27 protein-coding genes, 1 tRNA gene and 1 riboswitch are annotated in these 26,990 nt (G+C 72.9%); of the genes, 8 read left to right on the top strand and 20 right to left on the bottom strand.

Annotation, left to right across the window (positions count from 1 at the left end; all coding sequences use genetic code 11):
* Positions 1-103: 103 nt before the first annotated feature.
* Both J4N02_RS12625 and J4N02_RS12630 read right to left on the bottom strand, forming a co-directional pair.
* Positions 104-1,807 (bottom strand): DUF6297 family protein, encoded by a 1,704-nt coding sequence (locus tag J4N02_RS12625; protein ID WP_188332906.1) that lies wholly within the window; start codon positions 1,805-1,807, stop codon positions 104-106.
* Entirely contained in the window at positions 1,807-2,493 is a 687-nt protein-coding gene (locus tag J4N02_RS12630) for an ABC transporter ATP-binding protein (protein WP_188333006.1), read from the bottom strand. The genes J4N02_RS12625 and J4N02_RS12630 overlap by 1 nt, the downstream gene beginning before the upstream one ends.
* A gap of 26 nt (positions 2,494-2,519) precedes the next feature.
* On the opposite strand from J4N02_RS12630, the gene J4N02_RS12635 reads away from it, so the two are divergent.
* Positions 2,520-3,221, top strand: coding sequence for a demethylmenaquinone methyltransferase (locus J4N02_RS12635; RefSeq protein ID WP_260519432.1), 702 nt, complete (start codon positions 2,520-2,522; stop codon positions 3,219-3,221).
* 17 nt (positions 3,222-3,238) lie between these two features.
* A complete protein-coding gene (locus J4N02_RS12640) occupies positions 3,239-4,930 on the top strand; it encodes a TM0106 family RecB-like putative nuclease (RefSeq protein ID WP_188332907.1) in 1,692 nt (563 codons plus the stop codon).
* Position 4,931: 1 nt separating this feature from the next.
* On the opposite strand, the gene J4N02_RS12645 is transcribed toward J4N02_RS12640, so the two are convergent.
* Positions 4,932-5,396 (bottom strand): hypothetical protein, encoded by a 465-nt coding sequence (locus J4N02_RS12645; RefSeq protein ID WP_188332908.1) that lies wholly within the window; start codon positions 5,394-5,396, stop codon positions 4,932-4,934.
* A complete protein-coding gene (locus J4N02_RS12650) occupies positions 5,396-6,271 on the bottom strand; it encodes a 1,4-dihydroxy-2-naphthoate polyprenyltransferase (RefSeq protein WP_188332909.1) in 876 nt (291 codons plus the stop codon). Before J4N02_RS12650 ends, J4N02_RS12645 begins: the two co-directional genes overlap by 1 nt.
* Before the next feature lie 77 nt (positions 6,272-6,348).
* On the opposite strand from J4N02_RS12650, the gene J4N02_RS12655 reads away from it, so the two are divergent.
* On the top strand, positions 6,349-6,603 hold the full coding sequence (locus J4N02_RS12655; RefSeq protein ID WP_182815464.1) for a PLDc N-terminal domain-containing protein: 255 nt from the start codon (positions 6,349-6,351) through the stop codon (positions 6,601-6,603).
* A gap of 30 nt (positions 6,604-6,633) precedes the next feature.
* On the opposite strand, the gene J4N02_RS12660 is transcribed toward J4N02_RS12655, so the two are convergent.
* The 9 genes from J4N02_RS12660 to glpX form a co-directional block, all read right to left on the bottom strand.
* Complete coding sequence (locus tag J4N02_RS12660; RefSeq protein ID WP_375539338.1) at positions 6,634-7,089, bottom strand: cytidine/deoxycytidylate deaminase family protein; 456 nt, start codon at positions 7,087-7,089, stop codon at positions 6,634-6,636.
* Between the two features lie 14 nt (positions 7,090-7,103).
* Positions 7,104-8,114: an ABC transporter substrate-binding protein gene (locus tag J4N02_RS12665; RefSeq protein ID WP_188332910.1), complete on the bottom strand. Its 1,011-nt coding sequence runs from the start codon at positions 8,112-8,114 to the stop codon at positions 7,104-7,106.
* Positions 8,115-8,127: 13 nt separating this feature from the next.
* Positions 8,128-8,937, bottom strand: coding sequence for an ABC transporter permease (locus J4N02_RS12670; RefSeq protein ID WP_309224410.1), 810 nt, complete (start codon positions 8,935-8,937; stop codon positions 8,128-8,130).
* 88 nt (positions 8,938-9,025) lie between these two features.
* Positions 9,026-9,156: riboswitch (FMN riboswitch) on the bottom strand.
* A 16-nt stretch (positions 9,157-9,172) separates the two neighbouring features.
* Entirely contained in the window at positions 9,173-10,120 is a 948-nt protein-coding gene (locus tag J4N02_RS12675) for a GH25 family lysozyme (RefSeq protein WP_188332911.1), read from the bottom strand.
* 39 nt (positions 10,121-10,159) lie between these two features.
* On the bottom strand, positions 10,160-11,680 hold the full coding sequence (locus J4N02_RS12680) for an aldehyde dehydrogenase family protein (protein ID WP_188332912.1): 1,521 nt from the start codon (positions 11,678-11,680) through the stop codon (positions 10,160-10,162).
* Complete coding sequence (locus tag J4N02_RS12685) at positions 11,677-12,978, bottom strand: VOC family protein (protein WP_188332913.1); 1,302 nt, start codon at positions 12,976-12,978, stop codon at positions 11,677-11,679. Before J4N02_RS12685 ends, J4N02_RS12680 begins: the two co-directional genes overlap by 4 nt.
* 1 nt (position 12,979) lies before the next feature.
* Positions 12,980-14,308 (bottom strand): L-lysine 6-transaminase, encoded by a 1,329-nt coding sequence (gene lat / locus J4N02_RS12690; protein WP_188332914.1) that lies wholly within the window; start codon positions 14,306-14,308, stop codon positions 12,980-12,982.
* An 88-nt stretch (positions 14,309-14,396) separates the two neighbouring features.
* Positions 14,397-14,534: a hypothetical protein gene (locus tag J4N02_RS12695; protein WP_188332915.1), complete on the bottom strand. Its 138-nt coding sequence runs from the start codon at positions 14,532-14,534 to the stop codon at positions 14,397-14,399.
* Complete coding sequence (gene glpX, locus J4N02_RS12700) at positions 14,534-15,541, bottom strand: class II fructose-bisphosphatase (RefSeq protein WP_188332916.1); 1,008 nt, start codon at positions 15,539-15,541, stop codon at positions 14,534-14,536. Before glpX ends, J4N02_RS12695 begins: the two co-directional genes overlap by 1 nt.
* Positions 15,542-15,733: 192 nt before the next feature.
* On the opposite strand from glpX, the gene J4N02_RS12705 reads away from it, so the two are divergent.
* Positions 15,734-16,789 (top strand): ferredoxin reductase, encoded by a 1,056-nt coding sequence (locus tag J4N02_RS12705; protein ID WP_188332917.1) that lies wholly within the window; start codon positions 15,734-15,736, stop codon positions 16,787-16,789.
* 15 nt (positions 16,790-16,804) lie between these two features.
* On the top strand, positions 16,805-17,926 hold the full coding sequence (locus J4N02_RS12710) for an acyl-CoA desaturase (protein WP_188332918.1): 1,122 nt from the start codon (positions 16,805-16,807) through the stop codon (positions 17,924-17,926).
* Here J4N02_RS12710 and J4N02_RS12715 read toward each other — a convergent pair whose 3' ends face one another.
* Together J4N02_RS12715 and J4N02_RS12720 are read right to left on the bottom strand one after the other, a co-directional pair.
* The gene (locus J4N02_RS12715) at positions 17,927-18,676 is read right to left on the bottom strand and encodes an alpha/beta fold hydrolase (RefSeq protein ID WP_188332919.1); all 750 of its coding nucleotides are present in this window, start codon (positions 18,674-18,676) and stop codon (positions 17,927-17,929) included.
* Between the two features lie 31 nt (positions 18,677-18,707).
* A tRNA-Lys gene (locus J4N02_RS12720) sits at positions 18,708-18,780 on the bottom strand.
* Between the two features lie 36 nt (positions 18,781-18,816).
* On the opposite strand from J4N02_RS12720, the gene J4N02_RS12725 reads away from it, so the two are divergent.
* Together J4N02_RS12725 and J4N02_RS12730 are read left to right on the top strand one after the other, a co-directional pair.
* On the top strand, positions 18,817-19,440 hold the full coding sequence (locus J4N02_RS12725) for a hypothetical protein (RefSeq protein ID WP_188332920.1): 624 nt from the start codon (positions 18,817-18,819) through the stop codon (positions 19,438-19,440).
* Positions 19,441-19,720: 280 nt separating this feature from the next.
* Positions 19,721-21,070, top strand: coding sequence for an SH3 domain-containing protein (locus J4N02_RS12730; protein ID WP_188332921.1), 1,350 nt, complete (start codon positions 19,721-19,723; stop codon positions 21,068-21,070).
* Positions 21,071-21,074: 4 nt separating this feature from the next.
* Here the strand turns inward: J4N02_RS12730 and J4N02_RS12735 are convergent, their stop codons facing one another.
* Both J4N02_RS12735 and J4N02_RS12740 read right to left on the bottom strand, forming a co-directional pair.
* Positions 21,075-21,632 carry a DUF4245 domain-containing protein gene (locus J4N02_RS12735; protein WP_182815441.1) on the bottom strand — a complete coding sequence of 186 codons (558 nt, stop codon included), beginning with the start codon at positions 21,630-21,632 and terminating at the stop codon, positions 21,075-21,077.
* Between the two features lie 18 nt (positions 21,633-21,650).
* Positions 21,651-23,006, bottom strand: coding sequence for a PhoH family protein (locus J4N02_RS12740; RefSeq protein ID WP_208090964.1), 1,356 nt, complete (start codon positions 23,004-23,006; stop codon positions 21,651-21,653).
* Positions 23,007-23,453: 447 nt separating this feature from the next.
* Here J4N02_RS12740 and J4N02_RS12745 point away from each other — a divergent pair, with 447 nt between their 5' ends.
* Positions 23,454-23,945, top strand: a complete 492-nt coding sequence (locus tag J4N02_RS12745) for a tRNA (N6-threonylcarbamoyladenosine(37)-N6)-methyltransferase TrmO (RefSeq protein ID WP_208090965.1) — start codon at positions 23,454-23,456, stop codon at positions 23,943-23,945.
* Between the two features lie 10 nt (positions 23,946-23,955).
* Here J4N02_RS12745 and J4N02_RS12750 read toward each other — a convergent pair whose 3' ends face one another.
* The 3 genes from J4N02_RS12750 to J4N02_RS12760 are packed head-to-tail and all read right to left on the bottom strand — an operon-like array spanning position 23,956 to position 26,923.
* Positions 23,956-24,618, bottom strand: a complete 663-nt coding sequence (locus tag J4N02_RS12750; RefSeq protein WP_131168413.1) for an ATP-binding cassette domain-containing protein — start codon at positions 24,616-24,618, stop codon at positions 23,956-23,958.
* Positions 24,615-25,952, bottom strand: coding sequence for a hypothetical protein (locus tag J4N02_RS12755; protein ID WP_131168411.1), 1,338 nt, complete (start codon positions 25,950-25,952; stop codon positions 24,615-24,617). Before J4N02_RS12755 ends, J4N02_RS12750 begins: the two co-directional genes overlap by 4 nt.
* A complete protein-coding gene (locus J4N02_RS12760) occupies positions 25,949-26,923 on the bottom strand; it encodes a hypothetical protein (protein WP_131168409.1) in 975 nt (324 codons plus the stop codon). Before J4N02_RS12760 ends, J4N02_RS12755 begins: the two co-directional genes overlap by 4 nt.
* Positions 26,924-26,990: the final 67 nt, after the last annotated feature.

Genomic DNA, 26,990 nt, shown 5'->3' on the forward strand with positions numbered 1-26,990 from the left:
CCTCGTGTCACCCGTAGTCAGCAGCATGTTATGGACGTGATATCCGAAACGAAACAGTTGCGGAAATGGTGGGTTGGGGTGGTGGCGAGGGGCACCCAACCCCTTACCGGGCCCGCGCGGCCTTCTCGGCGTCGAGGAGCTTCTGCTGCTCCTTGGCCTGCTCGGACATCTCCTCCAGGTTGAAGCCCGTCCGGAGGATGACCAGCACGACCACACCGATGGCCAGCGACCAGATCGGGTCGGCGTTGAGCAGCACCGGAGCGCTCACGAGGGCGGCGACGTCGAAGCCGCGCAGCAGGTTGAACACCAACGTGGGCGGCACCGCGCCCGCGCCGGTGGCCATCATCGGCACCGCGAAGTTCACCGGCTTGGCGGTCTGCCACCGGATCGCGGCGGCGAGCCCGGCGACACCACAGGCCAGGGCGACCGTCACGGCCGCCAGCGGTGAGCGCTGCAGGCCTCCCGTGACGCCCAGGAACGCCGGGATCGTCGCCAACGACCACACCAGCGCCAGCACCGCCGGCACGGCGAACGTGGCCGTGCGCAGTTGCGCGGTCGTGAAGGGCAGCGCCCGGGCCAGTCCGCTCGAGCGCGAGAGCACGCGCAGCGCCCCCAGCGTGGGCACGAGGGCGAACATCAGGGCGACCGCCGACAGGAGGGGGGTCAGCAGCGCCAGCCCGATCGCGTCGGAGGCGTACGGCGCCAGCACGGCACCGGCCAGCCCGATCAGCGGCCGCGGGAAGCGCTTCAGCCGCTGGACGTCGCGCCACACGAGCGCCTGCGCGCCGAGTCCACGCCCCGGCACCGGCTTCACGTGGCCCCGCTCGATCGCCTCGCGGTCGACCAGGATGTCGCGGGCCAGGCCCAGGTCGAGGCCGAACATCGCGCCCTGCAGCCCCGAGACCAGCGAGCCACCGGAGGTCAGGCGGGTGCGCGCGAAGCGGTCCAGGCGGCGGTGGGCACCGACGGTGAAGAAGACCGTCATCAGCAGGCCCAGGCCGGCCAGGGCCCACGGCACCACGCGCACCCAGGCCGGCGGCTCGATGTGCAGCCAGCCCGCGGCGACGGCGACCATCGTGCCGAGCACGACCGCCGCCAGCGCGGCCAGGACCGCCTGGGCGACCCGCAGGGCCTTCACCCGCTCGAACGACTGCTCCCAGGCCGACCAGGCGACCAGTCCCGAGGCCACCAGGCCGGACGCCGCGGCCCACGCCCCCACGACCCACAGCGGTTCTCCGGCGATGCCCGCGATGCCGGCGGACACCAGCCCCGCGACCACGAGGGCCCCGAGCACGACGGCCCACAGGCGCCCGCGCAGGATGCGCTTTCGCCCGATCGGCGCCTCCATGAGCCAGAAGCCCTCGGCGGCCGAGGCCAGCACCGGACCGAACAGGCGGGCGGTCGACACCGCCAGCGCGGCGATCGCGAAGAAGGTGCCCCATGGCACCAGCAGGCGCCCGTTGAGGCACGCCGCGGTGTCACACGACGCCGACTGCGTCTGGCTCCCCACGATGACGTTGATGACCATCGCACCGATCATGGCGACGCTGAAGATCGCGATGTACGCGTCCTGGAGCACGTCGAGGATCGACCGGGTGGCGCGGCCGTGGCGCCAGGACTTCACCAGCGCGTGCAGGGCCCGCTCGTCGACGACCTCGGGCTCCTCCTCGGGCAGCCAGGCGAAGTCCCACTCACGGTCGGCGTACTCGGCGTAGGGGTCGGTCGGCACCACCACGGGCTGGGGCGCGACCACCTGCGGTTCGGGCTGGTGCTGCTGCTTGGCGCCCTTGCGGCGCGCGCGGGCCATCAGGCCTCCACCCCGGCCCCCGGCTCGGCCGCGGCGTCGGCGTCCGGGGTCGGCGGACCGACCTGCACGATGCGGGTGGCCACCTGCCCGACCAGGTACGGCTCGTGGGAGGCGAACACGATGGCCAGCCCCCGCTTGCGCTCCTCGGCCAGCCGGGCGGCGAGCCACGCGACGCCCTCGACGTCGAGGCGCTGCTCGGGCTCGTCCAGCACCAGCAGGCGGCGCGGGCGCACGAACGCCGTGCCCAGCGCGAGGCGGCGCCGCTGGCCCGACGACAGCGTGCCGGGCAGCTGGCCCGACTGCGGGACGAGCTGCACCTCCTCGAGCACCTCGTCGACGATCGACTCGGGGTCGGGGACGCCGTGGGCGCGGGCGAGCAGGTCCAGGTGCTCCACGACCGAGAGGTCGGGGAAGAAGTCGAGGTCGTCGATGACCGAGGCCATGCCCTTGCGGATGGTGGCGTTGGTCTCGCTCATCCGGGTGCCCTCGAACTCGACGCGGCCCTCGTCGGGACGCACCGCGCCGACCAGCATGCGCAGGATCGTCGACTTGCCGGCACCGTTGCGCCCGGTCAGGGCCACGGCCTCGCCTGCGCGCACCGACAACGAGAAGTCGTGCACGATGCGGGCGGGGCCGAAGGACTTGGAGATGCTGGTCGCGGTGAGGACCGGTGCGCGGGACGCCATGTCCTCAAGCATGGCAGGATCATCAGGTGCAGAAGTTCGATGCCCGCGCCACGCTCGCCAAGCGCCGCGCGGATGTGGCCGCCATGTTCGACGGCGTGGCCGGCCGGTATGACCTGATGAACGACGCCATGACCGGCGGACTGGTGCGCGCGTGGCGCGCCGAGACGCTGCGCGCGGTCGACCCCCGCCCGGGCCAGCGCATCCTCGACCTCGCGGCCGGCACCGGCACCTCCTCGCGCACCTTCGCCGACGCGGGCGCCCTCGTGGTGCCCGCCGACCTGAGCCTCGGCATGGTGACCGAGGGCAAGAAGCGCCAGCCCGACCTGGGCTTCGTGAACGCCGACGCCCTCGAGCTCCCCTTCGCCGACGACACCTTCGACGCCGTCACGATCAGCTACGGCCTGCGCAACATCGAGGACACCCTCGCCGCCCTCACCGAGATGCGCCGCGTCACCGCGCCGGGCGGCGTCCTCGTCGTGGCCGAGTTCTCCACGCCCACGTGGGGCCCGTTCCGCACCCTGTACCGCGAGTACATCCCGCGCGTGCTGCCCGCGATCGCCCGCGTGCTGTCCACCAACAACCCGGCCTACAACTACCTGGCCGAGTCGATCAACGCGTGGCCCGACCAGGCGACCCTGGCCGGCCTCATCCGCGAGGCGGGCTGGCACGACGTCGAGTGGAAGAACCTCACCGGCGGCATCGTGGCCCTGCACCGGGCGGTCGCCTGACCCCCACGGAGCCACCGATGTCGTTCACCCTGGACGCCTACGCCGCCCGCAGCTGCCCGCTCAAGACGGTGAACCTGTTCACCCCCAACCTCGTCGCGCCCAGCCTCGAGCGCCCCGACCCGCCGTTCTTCCGTGACGCCGACGCCATCGAGGCCGAGGTCATGGCGGCGGTCCTCGGCGGCCCGGGCCGGGTGGTCGACCTGCGTCCGCTGCGCGAGGGCCCGAGCGCGGACGCCGAGGCGGCCTGCCTCGAGGCGCTGGCGTCCGGCGCCGACGTGGTCATCGCCGGCCTGCTGCCCAAGGACGAGGTCTCGCACCGCCGCGGCCGGCCGTCCCTGCTGGTGCGCTCGCGCGGCGAGGGCGGCGGCTACCACCCCGTCCAGGTGAAGCTCCACCGCGTCCTGGAGGCCGACCCCGACGGTGAGCCGCTCGACGTGGCGTCCCTCACCACCCCCCGGCGGCCGGTCATGGTCACCGGACGGCGCTTCCGCTGGGGCAGCCGCCTGAACGCGGCGCTGCAGATGGCCCACTACTGGCGCCTGCTCGAGGCGTGCGGGTACGCCGCGCGCATCCCGTGGGCCGGCCTCGTCGGCATCGACAAGATCGCCCTCGACCCCGAGCACCCCGGGCAGGTCGAGCAGGTGATCACCTGGCTGAACCTCGGCCAGGAGCGCGTGCCGCCCGACCCGCGCCACCTCGACCGGCCCGAGGACGCCGAGCCCGTCAGCACGCTGGCCCGCTACGACGACGAGCACCGCTACCGCGTCGAGCTCGCCCAGGCGGCGCTGGCCTCCTCGGGGCAGGACCAGCTGCTCACCCCGATCCTGTCCAGCGAGTGCCGCGGGTGCGTGTGGCAGGAGCACTGCCAGGCGCAACTGGACGCCGACGACCTGTCCCTGCGCATCACCAAGGCCCCGCTCGACGTCCACGAGGTGCGCACCCTGCGCCGCCTCGGCATCTCGACGGTGGCCGAGCTCGCCCACGCCGACCTCGACGACCTGCTCGAGCAGTACCTCCCCCGCGCCAGCCACCGGCTCGGCAGCGAGGAGCGGCTGCGGCGGGCGTACCGCCGGGCCACCCTCATGGACGCCGGCGTCCAGCTCGAGCGCCAGACGCAGGGCCCGCTGGACCTGCCCCGCCACGACCTCGAGATCGACGTCGACATCGAGACCTCCTCCGACGACCGGGTGTACCTGTGGGGGTTCTGGGTCGACGACCCGTCCCGCGGCGAGCCCTACGGCCGGCAGTTCGCGACCTTCGCCGACCTCGACGACGCCGCCGAGCTGGACCTCGCCCGGCGCGCCCTGGGCTGGCTGCGCCAGGTGGTGGCCGGGCGCGACGCGGCGGTCTACCACTACTCCGACTACGAGGTGATCCGGCTGAACCGGCTGGCCCAGCGGCTCGGCGAGGTCGGCACCTGGGCGACCACCTGGGCGGCCGACGGGTTCGTCGACCTGTTCGAGGTGGTGCGGCGCAACTACTTCGGCGCCAACGGGCTGGGACTGAAGGTGGTCACGGCCGCGGTGACGGGGTTCGCCTGGCGCGACGAGGACCCGGGCGGCCTGAACTCCCAGAGCTGGTTCGCCGAGGCCGTCGGCGACCCCGACGAGCGGGTGCGCGAGCTGGCCCGCGTGCGGGTGCTGGAGTACAACGAGGACGACGTGCGCGCCACCTGGCACCTGCGCCGGTGGCTGCGCGAGCAGGCCTGAGCTACGCGGCCCGGCGCCCGGCCGACCCGCCGCGTGGAGGCCGGACCGCGACGCGGTCGAGGCCCGCGGCCGCGGCCACCTGCTCGGCCAGCCCGCGGGCATACCCGTCGGGCCCGCCGAACCAGGCCAGCCCGTCGAGGGCGACGTCGGCCAGGGCGCGCCCCTGGCGCACCACGACATAGGGCACCGAGACCAGGCCCGGCTGTACCTCGACCGCGTGCACCTGCTCCCACGGCACGTGGCCGAGGCGCGGCAGCACGATGCCGGCGTCGTCGTGGCGCACGCGCAGGGACAGGGCGAGCCACGCCGTCACGAGCCCGCCGAGCACCCCTGCCGCGCCGAGCAGCAGGCCCGCGGGGCGGGAGAGGCCGACGAACGACAGGGCGCCCAGCACGAACCACCCGACGGCGACGAGGCCGGTGATGACGACCATCGGCCCCGAGAACGTGCGGAAGTGACCCTCCATCAGCCGATCACCGTGCCCACCAGCACGCCCACGGCCGCCAGCACCTCGGCGATGCCGGTCACCTTGAGCACCCGGATCAGCTCGGGGCCGCGCGCGCCCTGCAGCACCCGGGCGACCGGACCGACGAGGACGATGAGCCCCAGCAGGCCCAGCGCCGCCCACCAGGTCGTGCCCGCGGCGAGCAGCACGATGCCGAGCGCGCCCAAGCCGACGAGCGCGACGTAGAACCACCGGGTCCCGCGGTCACCCAGCCGCACGGCGAGGGTGCGCTTGCCCGACTCGGCGTCGCCGGCCCGGTCACGCAGGTTGTTGGCGACCAGGATCGCGGACGCCAGGGCCCCGGTCGCCACGCCGCCCCAGACGGCGGGCGCGGGGACGGACAGGGTCTGGACGTACGTCGTGCCCACGGTGGCGACCAGCCCGAAGAAGACGAAGACGAAGAACTCACCGAGGCCCGCGTAGCCGTAGGGACGGCGTCCGCCGGTGTAGTACCACCCGGCGAGGATGCAGGCCACGCCGACCGCGAGCAGCCACCACTGGCCGGTCAGCACGACCAGCGCCAGGCCGGCCACCGCGGCGATACCGAAGGATGCGAACGCCGCGAGCCTGACCGCCTTCGGGGTCGCCGCCCCGGACCCGACCAGACGCATGGGCCCCACGCGTTCGGCGTCGGTGCCGCGCACCCCGTCGGAGTAGTCGTTGGCGTAGTTGACCCCCACCTGGAGGGCGAGCGCCACGACCCCCGCGAGGGCCGCACGCAGCCAGTCGGCCTGCCCGAGGTGCAACGCGACCGCGGACCCCACGACCACCGGCGCCAGCGCCGCCGGGAGGGTGCGCAGGCGCGCCCCCTCGACCCATTCGGCCACCGTCGCCACGCGTGCTCCTCCTCGCCCGGGCCCCCGCCCGACCACGGACCATCCTCCCACGTCGGTGGCCGGGTAGATTGGACGCCATGCCTCGCGTCCTGCTCGTCCTCGCCATCGTCGCCGTCACGGTGTACGCCCTGGTGGAGGCCGCGCAGACCCCGGCCAACCGCACCCGGCTCATGCCGCGTTGGCTGTGGTTCGTCGCGATCGTGGCGCTGCCCGTGGTCGGCCCCGTCGGCTGGTTCGCCGTCGGCCGCCCGCCGGGCGGGGGCATCGCCGGCCCGGGGCGCCGTCCGCCGATCGCCCCCGACGACGACCCCGACTTCCTGCGCCGGCTCTGACCTCGGCGTGGTGCGGCGCCGAGGTCACGGTCACCGGTCGCTCCCGGCCCAGTCCACGAGCCCGTCGGCGTCGTGGCTGCCCCCGGGCCACACGGCCCGGACGATGCCCGCCGCGGCGAGGGCCTTGCGGCACCCGGGGCACGGCGGGTCGGTGATGTAGGCGGTGGCGCCCTTGGTGTCGCGGGTGGCGAACAGCAGGGCGTTCACCTCGGCGTGGATGGCGATGCAGAAGCCGGGGGTCCCGGGACGGTCGTAGTCGCCCAGGCCCGGCACGGCGTCGTAGCCGAGCTGCCCGCGCGGGCAGGCCCCCTCGAGGCAGTCCGGCCGCCCCGGCGCGGCCCCGTTGTAGCCGGTGGCGATGATCCGCCGCTCGTGGACCAGCACGGCGCCGACCCGGCGCCGGGTGCACTTGGCCCTCCGGGCGACCGCGTCCGCGATCCCCAGGAAGTAGTCGTCCCACCCGGGCACGGTGACGCCGTCGTCCACGTCAGACCTCCTCGTCAGCCCTCGACGAACTCGTTCGTCATCGCCTCGGCAGGATCGACCGCGGCGGTCATGAGCCCCGTCTCGAGCATGAAGTCCGTCATCGCGGCCCACTCCTGCGCGTCCATTGTGCCGGTCGCGCGGCCCGCGGGCGCGGTCCACAACGGAATGGTCGCCTCCAGCGTCGCGAGGGCGGACGCCTCGGCCCCGGCCTGGTCGAGGGTCGGGATGTGCTTCTTGCCCGCCGCGACGGCGCTGGCGGGCTCGGCGACGGTCCGCTCCAGGCCGGCCACCATGGCGTGCGCGACCTTGCGCGCCGTCCCGGGGTTGGCCTTCAGGTTGGCGCCCGTGGTCACCAGCACGATGCTGACCAGGGGGAGCTCGCCGTCGGCGGCCAGCGGGATCGCCCGGGTGGGGATGCCGGCCAGCCCGAACTGGACCTGGTCGTTGTTGGAGAAGCCGACCACGGCGTCCACCTTGCCGGTGGTCAGCGCGGCCTGGGCGGTGTAGCCGATCTCGACCACCTCGACGTCGGACTCCGTGAGCCCGGCCCCGGCGAGCGCGGCCTGCAGGCCGAACCAGCTCTCGCCGAACTTGCCGGGCAGGCCGATCCGCAGGCCCGCGAGGTCGGCGACCGACTGCGCCGGCGACACGTCCGGGACGATCAGCACCACCGGGTAGCGGTGGTAGTACTGCGCGATCGCCACCAGGTCCAAGCCCTCGGCGCGCGCCTGCACCATCTCGTCCCCACCCGCGACGACGTAGTCCTCCTGGCCCGCGACGAGCGCGGTGAACAGGCCCTCCTGCGCGCCGTGGTGGCGCAGGGTCGCGTCGAGACCCTGCTCGGTGAACAGGCCCTCCTCGGCGGCGACGTAGAAGGGGGCGAATTGGATGTCGGGGATGTAGGTGAGGCCGACGGTGGCCTTCGCGGGCCCCGTGTCGGTGCCGACGGGGGTGCGGGCGCACCCGGTCAGGACCAGGGCGACGGCGGCCACGAGGGCGAGGGCGACGCGGACGGTGCGGTGCATGGGAGTCCTTCCTTCAGGGTCGGTCCGTGCGCAGCAGCGACGCGACGGTGCGGCTGCGGCGTTCGATGAGGTGGATGAGGCCGTACAGGCCGGAGGCCATGGCGCAGAGCACGACGATGGTGGCGAACATCCCGGCGGTGTCGACCGAGTCGCGCTGGACGGTGAGCAGCTGGCCGAGCCCGGACCCACCCATGACCATCTCGCCGACGACGGCGCCGGTGACCGACAGGGTGAAGCCGTTGCGGAGGCCGGCCAGCACGTTCGGCAGGGCCAGCGGCAGTTCGATGTGGCGCAGGAGCGCGACGCTGCCCGCGCCGTCCATGCGGGCGGCGTCGACGACCTGGGGGTCCACGTGGCGCAGCCCGACGACCGACGAGACGAGGATCGGGAAGAAGACCATCAGCGCGCACAGCAGGATGATGGGGCCCAGCCCGTAGCCGACCCAGATGGCCAGCAGCGGGGCCAGCGCGATGGCCGGGATGGCCTGCGTCGCCCCCAGGAAGGGGGTCACGGCGGCGTGCAGCAGGCGGCTGCGGTGGATCGCGATCGCCAGGGGCAGCGCCACCACAGCGCCCAGCAGGCTGCCGCCGACGGCCTCGGTGAAGGTCGCCCGCACGGCCGGCCAGAAGGCCGCGGCCCCGAGGGCGGCGACGAGCCGCTCGGCGACCGCCAGCGGGGACGGCAGCATGTACGGCGGCGGGGCGGCGACGACCACGACGAGGGCCCACGCGGCCAGGAGGCCGAGGCCGAACAGCCACGGGGCGGCGGCGAGCAGGCCGGTGGGGCGCGGGCGTCGCGGCTCGCGTGGTGTGCTGGACGACACCGGACCCTCCCCTCTCGCTCTGCGCCGGGGCAGGGTGGGAGGATCTCGACGGGCCCGGTCGCACGCGGATGCGCGTGCGCGGACACGTCGCGTGCGCCTCCCATCCGGACTTTGACCGTCGGTCCCGGAATTCCACCGGGTCAGCCAGGGGCCCTGGTGGGCCACTGGGTCGCGGACTGTAACCGCCGGTTCGGATTTTCACCGACCCCGGAGCACGTGTGTGTTCGAGGTCAGGTTACCCCACCGGGCGTGCGGCCCACGCCTGCAGTTGCTCGGCGGACCCGAAGAACACGTTGCGGTCGAGGTGGTTCTCCACCGCGCGCTGCCACAGCGTCGGGCGTTCCCAGCCTGCGGGCAGCTCGCCCGGGACCTGCGCGTGGTCGAACAGCCACAGCGGGCGCGAGCCGAACGTGGTGTCGCCGCCGGTGCACTCGGCCCACACCTCGGTCTTGGTGTAGATCACCGGGTTCCGGCCGGACAGGCGGCGGTACTCGTCGGAGAACTCCCGGACCCAGGCGACCATCTGCTCGCGGTCCAGCCCGTGGCAGCGGTCGCCCTCCTCGGCGAACTCGAGGTCGAGCGCCCCCGGGAGCGTGCGCCCGTCGGGCAGCCAGGCCCCGCCGTTGGCGTGGAAGAAGCGCGCCTGCAGCGTCCCGGACGACTGCCCCGGCCGCGCGTAGTGGTAGGCGCCCTGCACCAGGCCCGCGCCGCGGGCCCCCGCGCGCTGGTCGTCGTGGGTGGGGCTCACGTGCTGGGTGCCCTCCGTGGCCTTCACGTACGTGAAGAGGTGCCCGGACGCCAGCAGGCCCGGCCAGTCCACCCGCGGCTGGTAGCGGGAGACGTCGACGCCCGCGACGCCCTCGCCGGCGCGCCAGTCCACCTCGGCCGGGGGTGCGGGGGTGCTCGACGCCACGGCAGCCGCGGACGCGGACGCCTCTGCGGCCCGCGCCCTGGCCCGTTCCGCCTCGGCCTGCGCGGCCCGGACCTGGGCCGCGTCGACCGAGGCCGCCTCCACGGCCACGGGGCTCGCGGTGGGCTCCTCCGGCGTGACGACGGAGTCCGACGCCGTCGGCGCCACGGCGGGCGGGGTCAGCGAGAGCGCGGCGGGGCCGACGCAGCCGGCCAGCGCGAGCACGGCGGCGCCGGCTGCCCAGCGGGCTCGCACGACTCGTCCCTCCCCCATCCGGGGCACCCTACCCCGAAATCCGGGAGACATCAGACGTCAGCCGAAGTCAACGCCCTGGGCGAGCTGGACCGAGCCCGAGTAGTTGATCGTGTTCGTGGCCCGTCGCATGTAGGCGCGCCACGCGTCCGAGCCGGACTCGCGGCCGCCGCCGGTCTCCTTCTCGCCGCCGAACGCGCCACCGATCTCGGCGCCCGAGGTGCCGGCGTTGACGTTGGCGATGCCGGTGTCGGCGCCGGACGCCCCGAGGTAGCGCTCGGCCTCCAGCACGTCGTTGCTGAACAGGCCGCTGGAGAGCCCCTGCGGGACCGCGTTGTGCAGCGCGATGGCCTCGTCGAAGTCCGACCAGGTGAGCACGTACAGGATCGGCGCGAAGGTCTCGGTGAGCACCACGCCCTCCTGGGCGGGCATCCGCACCAGGGCGGGGCGCACCCAGAAGCCCTCGGCGTCCACGTCGGCGCGCTCGCCGCCGGAGACCACCTCGCCGCCCTGGGCCTTCGCCTTCTCCAGCGAGGCCTGCATCGCGTCGAACGCTGCCTCGTTCACCAGCGGGCCGAGCAGGACGCCGTCGGCGAACGGGTCACCGGCCTGCAGCGACTCGAAGGCCCGGGCGACGCGCCCGACGACCTCGTCGGCGACGGACTCGTGCACCAGCAGTCGCCGGGTCGAGGTGCACCGCTGCCCCGCCGTGCCGGCCGCGCCGAACACGATCGAGCTGACGGCCTGGTCGAGGTTCGCGCTCGGGGTGACGATCACGGCGTTGTTGCCGCCGAGCTCGAGCAGCGAGCGGCCGAAGCGGGCGGCCACGCGCGGCCCGACCTCGCGGCCCATCCGAGTGGAACCGGTCGCCGACACCAGGGCCACGCGCGGGTCGTCGACGAGCGCCTCTCCGATGGCCCGGTCGCCGATGACGACCGCGTGCAGGCCCTCGGGGGCGCCGACCTCTGCCATCGCGCGGCGCAGCAGGGCGTCGCAGCCCAGCGCGCACAGCGGGGTGAGCTCGGACGGCTTCCACACCACGGGGTCGCCGCACACCAGCGCGATCGCGGTGTTCCACGACCAGACGGCGACCGGGAAGTTGAACGCCGAGATGACCCCGACGACGCCGAGCGGCTGCCAGGTCTCCTGCAGGCGGTGCCCGACGCGCTCGCTGGGCATGGTCCGCCCGTACAGCTGGCGGGAGAGGCCGACGGCGAAGTCGCAGATGTCGATCATCTCCTGGACCTCGCCCAAGGCCTCGGTGTGGATCTTGCCGGCCTCGATGGTGACGAGGGCGGCGAGGTCCTCCTTGTGCTCGCCGATCAGCTCGCCGAGGCGCTTGACCAGCGCGCCGCGCACGGGGGCGGGCACCTCGCGCCAGGCGACGAAGGCCTCGGACGCCGCGGCCACGGCGTCCGACACCTCGGCCGGGGTGTGCGTACGGACGCCGCACAGCTCCTCGCCGGTGAGCGGCGAGCGGGCGCGGACGGCGCCGTCGTCGACGCACCAGGCGTCCCGGTCGACGCCGAGGGCGGCCAGTGCGGCCTCGGCGCGCTCGCGGAGTTGGGCGGTGGTCTTCATCGGGTCTCCTCCATGGCGTCGCGCGACGCCTGCTGCTGTGCTGCGTACAACTCCATCGGGTCGTGGACGGTGCGGCCCATCGCCTCGGCCAGCCACGCCTCGTCGCGGTGCGACCCCTCGAGCGTGACATCGCGGCTGCCCGCATGAGCGAGGTTCGAGGCGAAGATGCCCGCCGCCGAGCGCGGCAGGAAGTCCTCGTAGACGATGGGCGTCCGGACGCCATCGACCCACTCGAAGAACGCCAGGCCGGCCTCGGCCAGGCCATCCTCGTCGACGGGCCAGTTGGCGCGCCAGACGTCGAGCTTCACCTGGTTGCGCTCGTCGGCCGACATCCCGGCCGAGCGCTCGTCGATCTCGACGATGAGGCGGTCGTACAGGTCACGCCCCTTCGGGGTCAGCGCGATGCCGCGCTGCTCGACCTCGCCGAAGCGCACCGACAGGGTGCCGTCGACGACCGAACCGTCGGCCTCGCGGAAGCGGCGGCGTTCGGCCAGCGCCTTGAACGAGGTCTGGCGCAGCAGGACGTCCGGGCCCTCCCACGCCGGGGGGCCCTGGATCTCGTCGATCATGGCGATGCCCAACTCGGTCATGCGGCGGTAGAGGTCGTCGATGTCGAGCACGCGCGGGGTCAGGTGGTTGATGTGCGTGGCTCGGACGCCGCCGATGTCGGCCGCGACGCCGGAGATCGTGGAGAGGCGCTCGTACCACGCCCGGCCGACGGGCTCGTCGGAGAGCTCGAAGCAGGCGGTGGCGAGGGCGAGAAACTCCGTGGCTTCGGCGTCCTCCAACCCGCCGTCCCGCTCGGCCTTCTCGGCCAGGGCCACGACGTCGTCGCCGAACAGTTCGCGGTCGGCGAGGAAGGCGTCCAGCTCGGCCTGCAGGGCCTCGTCGAAGTAGCGGCGGTCGTCGGTGACCAACACCGAGCAGAACACCCGGAACGGGTTGATCGCCAGCGCCTCCTTCGTCGTCGGCCGGAACGCCGTCGACACGATCGGGAGCGACGTGGCGGCGTCCCCGCGCAGGTCGTAGAAGCCGACGGGCTCCATGCCGAGCGCCGCGAACACCTGCGCGACGCGCGCCAGTTCATGGGCCGTGCCGACGCGGATGGCGCCGTGCCGCTCGGCCGTGACCCGGTCGATGCGGCCGAGGCGCTCGGCCGTGTCGGGGTGGGCGGCCATGTGGTCGGCGTTCACGGCGGTGGAGACGTCCACGAGCGTGTTGTACGCGGGCACCTCGGTGCCGTACATCGCCGACAGCGAGCGCGCGAACGCCGCGCGCAGGGCGTGGGTGTCGTGCATGTCAGCCCTCCATCGCGGTGAGCACGCGGTCGATGGCGTCCACGGCCTTGTCGATCGCGGCGCGCTCGACCGTCAGGGGCGGGCGGACGCGCAGCGAGCGCTCACCGCAGCCCAGCATGAGCACCCTCTCGTCGTCCTGCAGCCGGCGGATGGCCTCGTTGCGGGTCGCGGTGTCCGGCAGGGAGATGGCGCACATGAGGCCGAGGCCGCGGGCGTTGGTGACGATGGAGTGGCGGGACTGCACCTCCTCGAGGCGGGAGAGCAAGTGCTCGCCCTCGGTGCGGGCGCGCCCCATGAGGTCGTCGGCCTCGATGACCTCGAGGATGCGGCGCGAGCGGACCATGTCGGTCAGGTTGCCGCCCCACGTGGAGTTGATCCGGCTGGAGACCTTGAACACGTTCTGCTCGACCTCGTCGACGCGGCCGCCGGCGGTGATGCCGCAGACCTGCAGCTTCTTGCCGAAGCTCATCACGTCGGGGGCCACGCCGTAGTTCTGCCAGGCCCACGGCGTCCCGGTCATGCCGCCGCCGGTCTGCACCTCGTCGAAGATGAACAGGGCGTCGTTCGCGTGGCACAGGGCCTTCATCTGCTCCAGGAAACCCTGGCGGAAGCGGTGGTCGCCGCCCTCGCCCTGGATCGGCTCCATGATGAACGCCGCGATGTCGTGCGGGTTCGCGGCGAAGGCCGCCTCGGCCTCGGCGAGCGTGGCCGCCTCGACGGCGTCCATGTCGCGCTCGGCCGCCCAGTACGGGGTGGACAGGCGCGGCCAGTCGAACTTCGGGAACCGGGCGACCTTGTTGGGGTCGGTGTTGGTGAGGCTCATGGTGTAGCCCGAGCGGCCGTGGAAGGCCTCCTTCAGGTGCATGATCTTCGTGCCCAGCTCGGGGCTGCGGCCGTGCGCCTCGTTGTGGCGCGACTTCCAGTCGAAGGCCGTCTTGAGGGCGTTCTCGACGGCGAGGCTGCCGCCCTCGATGAAGAAGTAGTGGGGCAGCTGGTCGGCGCCCATGACGCGCGCGAAGGTGTCGACGAAGCGGGCCATCGCGACGGTGTAGATGTCGGAGTTGGACGGCTTGTTCAGCGCGGCCTCGAGCAGTTCGGCGCGGAAGGTCTCGTCCTCGGTCAGCCCCGGGTGGTTCATGCCCAGGGCGTTGGAGGCGAAGAACGTGAACATGTCGAGGAACTCGTCCCCCGTGGCCTCGTCGACCAGCGTGGTGCCGCGCGAGCGGTTGAGGTCGAGGACCAGGCGCATGCCGTCGACGAGGATGTGGCGACCCAAGGAGGCGAATACCTCGCCGGGCGCGATGGTGTCGTTCGTGAGCGTGTCAACCATTCGGGGACGATACCCCGGGAGTAGCCGCAAAATCTACGCTCGAATCGCATATTCGCCTGTGATTCTTCGCCGTGCCCCGTCTCGCGGATCAGGCCACGACCTCACCGCCGGCGGCGTCCAGCGTCTCTCTGGACGCGGACCGGCCGCCCGCCGGCCCGGCCTGCGGGGTGGTGCACCCCACGAGGGCCAGGCCGAGGACGGCCAGTGCTGCGCGACGCGTGAGCATCAGCCGCCGTGGGCGGCGCGCCAGGCGCTGACCTTGTCGAGGCGGTGGTGGGCCTCGACCCAGCGCACGGTGCCGGACTCGGAGCGCATGACGACCGAGTGCGTGCGGGCGTCGCCGCCCGGCATGTAGCGGACGCCGTCGACCAGGTCGCCGTCGGTGATGCCCGTGGCGACGAACAGGGTCTTGTCGGAGCCGACCAGGTCGTTGGTGTCGAGGACCTTGTCGACATCGAAGCCGGCCTCGGCGGTGCGGCGGCGCTCCTCGTCGGTGGTCGGGTGCAGGCGGGCCAGGATGCGGCCGCCGAGGCACTTCATCGCACACGCGGTGACGACGCCCTCGGGGCTGCCGCCGATGCCGGCGAGCATGTCGATCTTCACGCCCGGGGTCGCGGCGGCCACGGCGGCGGCCACGTCGCCGTCGGTGAACATGCGGGTGGCCGCACCGGCCGCGCGGATCTCGTTGACTAGGTCGTTGTGGCGCTCACGGTTGAGCACGCCGACGACGAACTCGGAGACGTCCTTGCCCTCGGCCGCGGCGGCCTTGCGGATGTTGTCGGCGATGGGGGCGTCGAGGTCGATGACGTCGGCGGCGTTCTGGCTGACGACCAGCTTCTCCATGTAGAAGCACATGTGCGGGTCGTACATGGTGCCGCCCTCGGCCGCGGCGAGCACCGCGATCGAGTTGCGCATGCCCCACGCCAGCAGGCGGGTGCCGTCCACGGGGTCGACGGCGATGTCGATGCGGTCGCCCCAGCCGGTGCCGACCTTCTCACCGTTGGCGAGCATCGGGGCCTCGTCCTTCTCGCCCTCGCCGATGACGATGGTGCCGGCCATGCGCACCTGGTTCAGGATCGAACGCATCGCGTCCACGGCGGCCTTGTCGCCGGACTCCTTGTCGCCGCGCCCGGCCCAGCGGCCGGCGGCCAGGGCCGCAGCCTCGGTCGCGCGCATCAGGTCCAGCCCCAGGTTGTGACCCGCCAGCATGAACCGCTCCATACCCTGACCCATCCGTGACCTCCTCGTCCGGCGCGACGTCGACGGCCGCGCTGTGTCCCGCCCCCATGTTTCCGCATCCCCCGGGTTCGCGCACGCGACGGCGACCCGGGTCACCCGCAGGGGTTCTACCCCCACGGCCGGGGACGGCTAGACTGGCCCCCGAACCTACGCCTGCGTAGGTGGTGTCTCTCGGGGGAGGATCCCATGCGCCGACGACGGCCCCTGGCCGAGATCCTGTCCGCGCTCACCTACCCCCTGCACGTCGACGACATCACCGCCCTGTTCGACCCGCGCTACTCGTCCAAGCAGCCGCGCGCCCGCGTGACAGACGTCGTGCGCGAGGGGCCACGCACCGCGACCATCCGGTTCCACCCCCCGCCCGGCTGGCGCGAGCACCAGGCCGGCCAGTGGGTGCGGGTGGGCGTCGAGATCGACGGCGTCCGGCACTGGCGGTCGTACTCCCTGTCGACCGCCCCGGGCCAGGACCCGGCCATCACCGTCACCGACATCGGTCGCGTCTCGGGCGCGCTCGTGCGGCGGGCGCGACGCGGCGACATCCTCTACCTCGACCCGCCGCAGGGCGAGTTCGTGCTGCCCGAGCACCCGCGACCCCTGCTCATGGTCACCGGCGGCAGCGGCATCACCCCGGTCATGTCGATGCTGCGCACGCTGGCCGGCAGCCGGCCCGATGCCGACGTCGTCCTCCTCCACACCGCACGCACCCGCGACGAGGCGCTGTTCGTCGACGAGCTGGACGCCCTGGCCGCCTCCGCCCCGAACGTTCGGCACGTGCTGTGGCTCAGCGGCGAGCGCGGACGCCTCGACCTCACCTCCGTCGCGGCCCTGGAGGAGCTGTGCCCCGACTGGAGGCAGCGCGCCGCCTACGTCTGCGGCCCCGAGGGCCTGGTCGCGGACGCCGAGCGGCTGTGGGCGTCCGAGGGCGCCGGCGAGCACCTGACGCTGGAGCGGTTCGAGGTGAGCCGGATCGCCGCACCCGCCGGCACCGGCGGCACAGTCACCTTCACGCGCTCCGACAAGGAGGTCGCCGCCGACGGGGCCACCGCCCTGCTCGAGGCCGGCGAGACCAACGGCGTCCCGCTGCCCAGCGGCTGCCGCATGGGCATCTGCCGCACCTGCCTCACCAAGCTGGACGCCGGGCGCGTCCGCGACCTCACCACCGGCGAGGTGCACGGCGAGCCCGGCGACCTCATCAGAACCTGCGTGTCCGCCGCCGCGGGCGACGTCCACCTCGATGCCTGACGACAGGGAGAGACCATGACCATCGCCATCCGTGACGAACGGCCCGCCGCCCGGCCCGCCGGCGCGTCCCACCTGACCCGCGCGCAGGTCGACGAGCTGGGCCGCGAGCTGGACGCCATCCGGGCCGAGGTCATGGACTCCCTCGGCGCCGCCGACGCGGCCTACATCAAGCGCGTCATCCAGATGCAGCGCATGCTGGAGGTCGGCGGGCGGGCGCTGCTGCTGGGCGCGCGGCGTCCGGCGGCGTTCGTGGTCGGCACCGGCATGCTGGCGCTGTCGAAGGTCCTCGAGAACATGGAGATCGGCCACAACGTGATCCACGGCCAGTGGGACTGGATGCGCGATCCCGACATCCACTCCACGACGTGGGAGTGGGACTTCGTCGCCCCGGCCAAGGGCTGGAAGCACACCCACAACGACGTGCACCACACCTGGACCAACGTCGTCGGCAAGGACCGCGACGTCGGCTACTCGGTGCTGCGGGTCAGCCGCGACCAGCCGTGGGAACCCCGCTTCCTGGCCAACGTGCCCATGAACGCGCTCATCGCCCCGTTCTTCGAGTGGGCGATCGCGATCTACGACCTCGAGATCGACGAGGTGAAGGCCGGACGCAAGCCGAAGAAGGCGCTCGTCGACGACCTCAAGGCCGTCGGGGTGAAGTTCGCCCGCATGATCGGCAAGGACTACGCCGGCACGCCCGGCCTGGCCCACATGGCCACCCGGTCGGGGCTGCAGGCGATGGCCGGCACGTTCCTGGCCAACACGATCCGCAACATCTGGGCGCACACCGTGATCTTCTGCGGGCACTTCCCCGACGAGGTGGAGTCCTTCACCGAGGAGGCGATCGAGGGCGAGACCCGCGGCGACTGGTACGTCCGCCAGATGCTCGGCTCGGCGAACCTCTCCGGCGGGCGGCTGTTCCACATCATGGCCGGCAACCTGAGCCACCAGATCGAGCACCACCTGTTCCCCGACATGCCCTCCAACCGGTACGCGCAGGTGGCGCCGAAGGTGAAGGAGATCTGCGAGCGCTACGGCCTGAAGTACACCTCCGGCCCCCTGCACCGGCAGATCGCGCAGACGTGGCGCACGATCGCCCGCCTCAGCCTGCCCGACCGCCTCGCCGTCGCGCGCTGATCAGGCGACGCGGCCCAGGAAATCGGTCAGGGCCGCAACGATGGACGCCTCGGCCTCGGCCCGGCTGACCGTCGGGATCCCGTCCCCGGCCTGCGGCCCGTAGCGGCCGAAGAAGCTGTGCACCGCGCCCTCGACGACGACCAGGTCGGTGCCGGCCGGCAGGCGGTCCAGCCCGCCGCGCACGGCGTCCCCGTCGGCGACGAGGTCGTGCTCGGCCTGCAGGACCACCGCCGGGAACCCCGCCGCGGTGAGGTCGTCGCCGTCGGGCGGGTAGGCGGCCAGCAGCACGAGCCCCGCCAAGGCGTCGGGGTGGTCGGACGCCCACGCGGCGGCCATCGCCCCGCCGAGCGAGTGGCCCCCCACCACGACCGGACGCCCCGCGGCGTAGTGGTCGACCAACCGCTGCGCCCGACCGGCGTCGAGCACGGCGAGGTCGACGGGGAACTCGGGGATCACGGTGTGCACCCCTCGGCCGGCCAGCGCGCGCCCCAGCCACTCGTAGGCCTGGGGCCGGACCAGGCCGCCGGGGTAGAGCACGAACAGGATGTCGGCATCGGCCTCCGGCCGGACCGACAGGACGCGGCCTCCCACGTCGTCGAGCGACACCACGGCCCGGGCGCCGGCGGGGTCGCCCGCCGCGTCCTGCCCCGGCACCAGCGGCGGGCGGAGCACATAGGGCTGGGCCAGCCCGACCCCGTAGCCGAGCAGGCCGACCAGGACGACGAGCAGCACCTTGAGGAGACGTCGCATGGGGCCATGCAAGCAGACCGGGGCCCCGCGGTGGGCCCACAGGGGATCGAACCCTGAACCCGCGGATTAAAAGTCCGCTGCTCTGCCAATTGAGCTATAGGCCCCGCCGGCCCACTCTACCGGCGGCCTAGAGTGGCCGCATGAACCCTCCGTGGTGGGGCATCCCTGTCCTGCTCGTCGTGGGCGCGGCGATCATCCTGGGCGGTTGGTGGTGGGACCGCCGACGCCAGCGCGCGGCGTCCGAGGGGTTCACCACCGAGGAGGACCTGGCCGCCGCCGCTCCCCCACCGGGCATCCCCGAGGACCGGCTCGGCGAGCTGCTGGCCTCGCGAGGGCCGGAGCCGACCTTCCCGGCGGGCCTGGCCGACCGCGCCTTCCTGACCCACCCGCAGCGCGGCGTCGCGGCCGTCGTCGACCCCTACGTGGTGGTGACGGACACCGACCTCGACGACGAGCGGCTCGTGCTGCACCTGCTGGACGCCGCCCACACCCACCGCCGCGCGCTCGTGCTCGTGGCGCCCGGCTTCGGCCCGGCCCTGCTCGGGACCCTGCGCGCCAACCACGTCACCGGCCGGGTCACCACCGTCCCCGTCGAGCTGGCCGACCCCGACCTGCTCGCAGGCGCGGCCACCCTGTGCGGCTCGACCGTCGTCCCGGACGCCGACCTCCGGTCCGGCTGGTGGCCGGCCGACCGGCGCGGGACGTGCGCTGCCTGGGTGGCCGACCTCGACGACTCGTGGGTCACCCCGGCACCCTCAACCTGACCTTGAGATCTCTCAGGGTCCTCTTGGGGAGGCCCCGTCCCCGGGGAGGGCTCAGCCCGGCACGCCCACCCCGCCACCCCGAACCGCCTTCCGACTAGGGGAAACGTGACGCGGTTCGCTTGAAATGACAACCATGTGGTTCTCCCCCCGCGCCCGGCGTGTCGGCGGGTCCCGCTCTCAGGGCTGAAGGTGAATCCCCTTGCCGCGAGCACCCTCGTCAGCTTGTACTGGCTCAGGCAACACAGTGACGAGGGGGAATCCGGTGAGGCGAGCTGGCAGGTTGACGAGCGCCCTGGTGGGCGGCTGCATGGCCCTGACGGTGCTCGGTGCGGGCAGCCTGGTCATCGCGTCGGTGGCCGACGCGTCGCAGGCGATGACCGCCACGACGTGGGTCAACATGCGCTCCGGCCCCTCGACCTCGAACCCCGTGGTGACCGTGCTCGCCCCCTCGCAGGCCGTCACCGCGTCCGGTCAGGTCAGCGGCGGCTGGTACCAGGTCACCACCGACAAGGGGCAGACCGGCTGGGTCTACCAGAACTACCTCAAGGCGAGCGAGTCCGCCCCCACCCAGCCCTCACAGCCGGCTCCCACCGACCCGGTGCCCACGGCGACCGGCGAGGCGACGACCACCGCCAACGTGAACGTGCGCACCGGGCCGGGCACCAGCTACACGGCCGTGGCCGTGGCCACCAAGGGCTCCACCCTCCCGACGACGGGGAAGACGTCGGGCGGGTGGACCCAGGTCATCCACGGCGGGCAGGCCCGCTGGATCTCCACCAACTACCTGACCACCGGCACCGTCACCAAGGCCGTCGCCGCCGGCCAGCTCCGGACCACCGCCAACCTCTACCTGCGCACCGGCGGCAGCACGGCGTACGGCTACACCGGCGTCCTGCCCGGCAACTCGGTCGTCGACACGACCGGCCAGAAGACCGCCGACTACACCGAGATCATCCACGGCGGCGAGACCCGCTGGATCGCGACCCGGTACACCACGGCGGTCACGACCACCGCGCCCGCCCCGGCCCCTGCCCCCACGGCGACCGGCACGGTCTACGTCAACGTGGGATCCCTCTACGTGCGGGCCACCTCCGACCCGTCCAGCACGGTGGTGGCGACCGTCTACCGCGGCCACGAGCTCGCGACGACCGGCACGGTGGTCGGCGACCGCCTGCAGGTCATCCACAACGGTGCCGCGCGCTGGGTCTTCAAGGCCTACACCACCTCGACCGCACCGGCCACGCCGCTGACCTCGTCGGTCTCGCTGCCCGGGTACGACCCGCTCAACGCGAACGCCAAGAAGGTCGTCCAGCACGTGCTCGACACCTACCCGCTGATCCGCACCATCGGCGGCTACCGGGCCTCGAGCAGCTACTCCTCCGACCACCCGAACGGCCGCGCCGTCGACGTGATGGTGTCGAACTGGTCGCAGCAGTCGAGCATCGACTACGGCTGGACGATCGCCCGCGACTTCGCCGCCAACGCCGCGGAGTACAAGATCACCTACATCATCTGGCGCCAGCAGATCTGGAACGCCTCCTACCCCGAGCGCGGCTGGCGCTGGATGGAGGACCGGGGCGGCGCCACGGCGAACCACCTCGACCACGTGCACATCTCGGTGCGCGACTGATCCCTCAGCCGACGGGCGCCAGGGTCGACGCGAAGGCCTCGAGCGCCTCGTAGGGCAGGTCGCCGGACACGATCGTCGCGGCGTCCCCGTCCCGCGCGACCAGTGAGCGCGTCCGTCCGTCCTCGGAGACGTAGCGCGCCCAGGTGCGTCCGCCCGCGGCCCCCTCGCCGTCGGGGCGTCCGGTGCGGGTCACCGCGGTCACGAACGCCTCGGGCGCGACGTCGCGCTGGTCGAGCGCGAAGTAGCGCTGCTCGGGGCTGAGGAAGCCGAGCTGGAAGGTGTCACCGGGCGCCGGGTCGCCGCCACCGGTCGTGGACTGGCCGCCGGGCGTGAACCGGGCGCGGGTCGCCACCCAGCCCTCGGGCAGGTTCGTCGGTGCCAGCACCTCGTAGGACGCCTCGGCCGCGGCCCGCTGGGCCACCGGCTGCCAGTCGATCGGGGTGATCGGCGGCTCGGGGTTGCGGGTGAACAGCTGGGTCACCAGCACTACGGGCACGAACAGCACCAGCATGGCCACCAACATGTGGACGACGGACGAGTTCCTCTTCTTGGTCGTGGCCATGCGGGGAATCCTGCCACGTCAGAACGAGATGTCCTCCAACATGTCCGTGACCAGCGCGGCGATCGGCGAGCGCTCGGAGCGGGTCAGCGTCACGTGCCCGAACAGCGGGTTGCCCTTGAGCTTCTCCACCACCGCGGCCACGCCGTCGTGGCGCCCGACCCTCAGGTTGTCGCGCTGGGCCACGTCGTGGGTGAGCACGACCCGGCTGTTCTGGCCGATGCGGCTGAGCACCGTGAGCAGCACGTTGCGCTCCAGGGACTGTGCCTCGTCGACGATCACGAACGCGTTGTGCAGCGACCGGCCACGGATGTGGGTCAGCGGCAGCACCTCGATGAGGTTGCGGCTGGCGACCTCGTCCATGACGTTGCGGTGCACCACCGAGCCGAGCGTGTCGAACACGGCCTGGCCCCAGGGCGACATCTTCTCGTGCTCGGTGCCGGGCAGGAAGCCGAGCTCCTGGCCGCCCACCGCGTACAGCGGCCGGAACACGATGACCTTCTCGTGCTGGCGCCGCTCGAGCACGGCCTCGAGCCCGGCGGCGAGCGCGAGGGCCGACTTGCCGGTGCCGGCCTTGCCGCCGAGGGAGACGATGCCGACCGACTCGTCGAGCAGCAGGTCCAGGGCGACGCGCTGCTCGGCGGAGCGGCCGTGCAGGCCGAAGGCGTCCCGGTCGGTCTTGATCAGGCGCAGCGTGTGGTCGGGGTGCACGCGGGCCAGGGCGGTCGAGCCGCCGCCGCGCACGATGACGCCGGTGTGGACGGGCAGGTCGGCCGCCTCGTCGGGGGCGGTGCTGCCGTGGTCGTACAGCTCGTCGAGCTGCTCGGGGGCGAGCTCCAGGGACGCCATGCCGGTCCAACCCGACTCCCGGGGCAGCTCGTGGCGGTACTCCTCGGCGGCCAACCCGACGGCGGCGGCCTTGACGCGCAGCGGCAGGTCCTTGGTGACGAGCACGACGTCGCGGCCCTCGTGGGCGAAGTTCACCGCGACGGCGAGGATGCGCGAGTCGTTGTCGCCGAGCCGGAACCCGGCCGGGAGGCGCTCGACGTCGGTGTGGTTGAGCTCGACGTGCACGACCCCGCCGGCGTCGTTGACGCGGACCGGGGCGTCGAGGCGCCCGTAGGTGACGCGCAGGTCGTCCAGGAACCGGAGCGCCTTGCGGGCGAAGAAGCCCAGCTCGGGGTGGTGGCGCTTGCCCTCCAGCTCGGTGACGACCACCAGCGGCACCACGACCTCGTGTTCGGCGAAGAACAACAGGGCGTTCGGGTCGGACAAGAGCACCGAGGTGTCGATGACGTAGGTCCGGAGCTGGGTGGGCGTGCTCGTCGCGGTGCTGCTCGGGGTGCCGGTCTGGGCGTCGGTGGCGAGGTCGGTCACGTCGGTCCTTTGCGTCAGGGCCGAATGAAGCTCACCCGGCCTGTCCGTGGTGGTTCAGCCGAGGGCGTCCCGTGAAAGGGGAAGAAGTCTCATTGGAGTCCTCTCGAGGGCACCTGCGGAGGTGTCCTGAGCCCGAATCTAGGTCGGACGCCGCGCGGATCGGCGCTGACACGCGAGAGTTCAGGCAATGTTCACCCCGGCCCCCGCGGTCGGGCGTTTCCTGGTGGCGGCACCAGGCTGGCTTGGCAGAATGCCTCCCATGACCGAGATCCGCCCCGTCGCGCACGCGCGCACGGACTTCCCCGCGAAGTTCGGCATCCCGCGGCAGGCGGGCTGGTGCCCGAGCTCGTCGCCCGGATCGTGTTCGTGCCGGAGTTCCGCACCCCGGACGCCGTCCGCGGCATCGACGGCTTCTCCCACCTGTGGCTGGTGTAGGGGTTCTCGGGCGTGGAGCGCGACGGCTGGTCGCCGGTCGTCCGGCCGCCGCGGCTGGGCGGGGACGTCCGCGTGGGCGTGTTCGCGTCGCGCTCGCCGTTCCGCCCGAACGGGCTGGGCCTGTCGTCGGTGCGGTTGCTGGCGGTCGAGTCGGACGCCGCGGGTGCGCCCGAGCTGCTGGTCGGTGGCGCCGACCTCATGGACGGCACGCCGATCTACGACATCAAGCCCTACGTCGCCGCCGACGTGCACGCCGACGCGACGCTGGGCTTCACGGCGACCAACGCCGACTACGGCGTGGAGGTCGACCTGCCGGACACCCTGGCCGTGCTGGTGCCGGCCGACAAGCTCGCCGCGCTGGTCGGCGTGCTGGCCCAGGACCCCCGCCCGGCGGTCGGGCGTGACCCCGAGCGCGTCCACGGGGTGGAGTTCGCCGGGCTGAACGTGCGGTTCCGGGTGGCTCGCGGCGTCCTGCACGTCGTGGAGGTCCACCCGCTCGGCTGACGCCTGCCGATCAGACCCCGGCGAGCGTGGCGGGCGCCGACAGGGTCACGGCCCGGTCACACGCGGCGACGACGACGGGGTCGTGGGTGACCACCACGATCGTCTTGCCCGCCCTGTTCATGTCCCGCAGCAGGGTGAGCACGATGTCACGGTTGTCGGCGTCCAGGGAACCCGTCGGCTCGTCGGCCAGGACGATCTCGCACGGCTTGAGCAGCAGGCGGGCGATCGCCACGCGCTGCTGCTCCCCTCCTGACAGGGTGGCCACGCGGCGTCCCTGGGCCCCGTTCAGCCCCACGAAGCGCAGGGCGGCGTCCACCTGCGCGGATCGGTCCCCCGCGCGCGGGGCGTAGGTCAGCGCCAGGTCGAGATTCTGCTGCACCGTGTCGGCATCGACCAGGGCGAAGTTCTGGAACAGGTAGCCGAGGTGGTGGCGCAGGTACTGCTGCGCCCCCCGGCTCCGCGGCTGGGGTGCCGGTGCCCCCAGCAGGCGCACCTCGCCGGCGTCCGGGGCCTCGAGCAGTCCCAGGAGATTGAGGATGGTGGTCTTGCCGGACCCACTGGGCCCGGTGATGGCCACCATCTCCCCTGCCGCCACGGCCAGGTCAAGGTCCCGCAGGACCTCCTTGGCGCCGAACGACTTCGACACCCCGCGCAGTTCACAGTGGACGGTCATGCCTGGAGCTCCTTCAGTCGGGTGGCGGTGTTGCGTCGTTCGTTGAGGATGACCACGGCCGCCACGAAGGCGACCTCCACGGCTGCGACAATTCCCATGATGGCCACCAGGCGTCCGAGCTCCTCGAGGAGGGGAGGGGGAGGTGGGGCGAAGGTGGCGCGGGGCAGGGCCAGGGCCGCTCCCATCAGCAGGCCCGCCAGGGCGAGTTGGCCGAGCCACGTCGCCGCCATGGCCGCGAGGAGTTCGCGATACGTGCGGACGAAGGAGAACCCGTGCAGCCGTCGCACGGTGATGCGCTGGCGCAGTGCGTCCCCCAGCACAAGGACGAGGGCCGCGCTGAAGGCCAGCATCACACCGAGGGCCGCCGCGGCAGCGAGCAGCGTGGTCGTCGTCATCCGCCGCAACTCGTCCAGTTCCATGAGCATGGCCTCGTTGCCCGTCACGAGGTTCTGCAGGTTGTCATCGAGGTGCAACTGCCGCAGGAGTGGCTGGAGTCGGGCCAGCGTGCCTGCAGGATCGCCGTCGACACGCACCTTCAGGGGCGAGTTGAGGTGGCCGCGGATGGCGTTCATCCGGTCGATGGTCAAGCTGTTGGCCGGCGTGAGCACCTCGATGATCGGGTCCCGCACCGTGTTGCCACCGTCCGCGTTGACCTGGCTGTTGAACGTGAAGACGTCCTGACCCGCCCGGGTCCAGACGATGCGGACGGACTGGGCGCGCAGTCCGTCGGGAACGGGCTCGCGCAGCATCATCTCCTGGCCCTGGACGGCCCCCTGGAAGTCGGGGCCACCCACGCGCGACCGGGTGAAGAACTCCGTGATGGACGCCTCGTCCCCCCGATGGGTCTCCGGGACCAGGACGACCCAGTCGGCCTCGTCGTCCCCGACCCGGACCGGTTGCCCGGCCACGTCGAGGATCGGGTACCGCTCCAGGTAGTTGTCGTTCACCCGCATGGGCCACACGGGTACCGGCGGGTCGTCCGGGATGCCCGGCTCGTGGTTCTGCGCGTCGACGAAGAGCGCACCGGCCTCGTCCAGAACGGGGTACAGGTCGCGCGCCTCAGCGATCTTCGTGGCGTGGCCGCCGCCCGAGACCTCCTGCTCGTCGAGGCCGACCTGCTGCGGGTAGAACACGGCGTAGGTGGTGGCATCGGCCCACCGAGCGGCCCGAGCCTCCCGGGCGCGCCCCTCCTCGAGTTGGTGCCAGGCCACCACCAGCAGGAGTGCGAGAACCGCCCCACACAGGCCCTTGGCCAGGACGGACAGCAGGGCGAGCCCGCGTCGCTGGCGCGGGGGGCGGACGGCCGCGGGGCGCGGCGGGGCGAAGGTGGTCACGAGAGTCCTCCCTTGACGAGGTCGGTGATGCGGACGCGGTCGATGACCACCGCACCCACGGCGAGACTGGTGGTCAGGCTGACGGCGACCGTGACGAGCAGGGCCTGGACGACGGCACGGACGAACTCCGCGTCGACCCCGGGGGTGAGGCCGATCAGGGCGGCGGCCGCAACGACCCCGACGAGGGTCGCGACGGCCTGGACGGCACCGACCACGCGGAACCACACCCGAGCACCGGAGAATCCGAGCAGGCGCAGGACGCCGATGCGCTTGCCCGCCCTGAGCAGGACGGCGGCCGACACGACCACGGCGATGAGGAGCAGGGGCACGGGCAGGAAGCGGAGCAACGACCCCGACCCATCGGCGGCACCCGACGACGCCCGCTCGGTCGGCACGGCCGGGGGTGCCCCCCGGGACGCGAGCCTCTCCCCGACCCGTGCGAGGAACCCGTCGAGGGTGGCCCGATCGGCCCCCTCCAGGACGTAGGTGCCGGCGACCGGCAGCGACTCGTACGCCTGTGCCATCGGTGCGACCGTCAGCGCGTACCCATCGGCCAGCACCTGCAGCCGTCCGATGCGAGCCGAGGTGGTGTCCTCGGTGGAGACGACGACGCCGAGGTGCCTGCTCTCCGCGTCGGTCGGCCAGCGGCCCTCCACCAGCGGCAGGGTCCGGTACAGGGACGTCCCGCCCGTGCTCAGCACATAGTGCGTGATGCGCGAGCGGCCGTCGGTGCCGGTGGACACGGACGTGCGCAGCACGGACGCCCCGACCGCTTGAGCAGCCTCGGCGAGCACCTCCACGGCGAACGTCGGATCGGCGGCCCGCTCGTCGGAGGGCCACTCGAACGCGGCCCCGAGCGCCCGTGCGGCGGCGATGTCGCGCTGGACCCGCGCGGGAACCGCGTCGGCCACCTGCGACAGCGGCACACCGCAGAAGACGAACACCAACAGGAGGGCGAGCGCCGCCCTCATCGGCTGCTTCCGTCCACGTCATCCTCCCTCGCCGGGCGACCCGCTGCCCGGCACGACGGGGGTGCCG

The sequence above is a fragment of the Propioniciclava sp. MC1595 genome (genome assembly GCF_017569205.1).
Taxonomy (GTDB): Bacteria; Actinomycetota; Actinomycetes; order Propionibacteriales; family Propionibacteriaceae; genus Propioniciclava.

Excerpts from the sequence above, each read along its gene's own strand:
- J4N02_RS12710 (WP_188332918.1), top strand. The coding sequence starts at position 16,805 with ATGACCATCGCCATCCGTGACGAACGGCCCGCCGCCCGGCCCGCCGGC.
- J4N02_RS12655 (WP_182815464.1), top strand. The coding sequence starts at position 6,349 with ATGCCTCGCGTCCTGCTCGTCCTCGCCATCGTCGCCGTCACGGTGTAC.
- J4N02_RS12725 (WP_188332920.1), top strand. The coding sequence starts at position 18,817 with ATGAACCCTCCGTGGTGGGGCATCCCTGTCCTGCTCGTCGTGGGCGCG.
- J4N02_RS12685 (WP_188332913.1), bottom strand. The coding sequence starts at position 12,978 with ATGCACGACACCCACGCCCTGCGCGCGGCGTTCGCGCGCTCGCTGTCG.
- glpX (WP_188332916.1), bottom strand. The coding sequence starts at position 15,541 with ATGGGTCAGGGTATGGAGCGGTTCATGCTGGCGGGTCACAACCTGGGG.
- lat (WP_188332914.1), bottom strand. The coding sequence starts at position 14,308 with ATGGTTGACACGCTCACGAACGACACCATCGCGCCCGGCGAGGTATTC.
- J4N02_RS12760 (WP_131168409.1), bottom strand. The coding sequence starts at position 26,923 with ATGAGGGCGGCGCTCGCCCTCCTGTTGGTGTTCGTCTTCTGCGGTGTG.
- J4N02_RS12640 (WP_188332907.1), top strand. The coding sequence starts at position 3,239 with ATGTCGTTCACCCTGGACGCCTACGCCGCCCGCAGCTGCCCGCTCAAG.
- J4N02_RS12715 (WP_188332919.1), bottom strand. The coding sequence starts at position 18,676 with ATGCGACGTCTCCTCAAGGTGCTGCTCGTCGTCCTGGTCGGCCTGCTC.
- J4N02_RS12705 (WP_188332917.1), top strand. The coding sequence starts at position 15,734 with ATGCGCCGACGACGGCCCCTGGCCGAGATCCTGTCCGCGCTCACCTAC.
- J4N02_RS12665 (WP_188332910.1), bottom strand. The coding sequence starts at position 8,114 with ATGCACCGCACCGTCCGCGTCGCCCTCGCCCTCGTGGCCGCCGTCGCC.
- J4N02_RS12735 (WP_182815441.1), bottom strand. The coding sequence starts at position 21,632 with ATGGCCACGACCAAGAAGAGGAACTCGTCCGTCGTCCACATGTTGGTG.
- J4N02_RS12625 (WP_188332906.1), bottom strand. The coding sequence starts at position 1,807 with ATGGCCCGCGCGCGCCGCAAGGGCGCCAAGCAGCAGCACCAGCCCGAA.
- J4N02_RS12750 (WP_131168413.1), bottom strand. The coding sequence starts at position 24,618 with ATGACCGTCCACTGTGAACTGCGCGGGGTGTCGAAGTCGTTCGGCGCC.
- J4N02_RS12680 (WP_188332912.1), bottom strand. The coding sequence starts at position 11,680 with ATGAAGACCACCGCCCAACTCCGCGAGCGCGCCGAGGCCGCACTGGCC.
- J4N02_RS12630 (WP_188333006.1), bottom strand. The coding sequence starts at position 2,493 with ATGGCGTCCCGCGCACCGGTCCTCACCGCGACCAGCATCTCCAAGTCC.
- J4N02_RS12675 (WP_188332911.1), bottom strand. The coding sequence starts at position 10,120 with ATGGGGGAGGGACGAGTCGTGCGAGCCCGCTGGGCAGCCGGCGCCGCC.
- J4N02_RS12695 (WP_188332915.1), bottom strand. The coding sequence starts at position 14,534 with ATGCTCACGCGTCGCGCAGCACTGGCCGTCCTCGGCCTGGCCCTCGTG.
- J4N02_RS12645 (WP_188332908.1), bottom strand. The coding sequence starts at position 5,396 with ATGGAGGGTCACTTCCGCACGTTCTCGGGGCCGATGGTCGTCATCACC.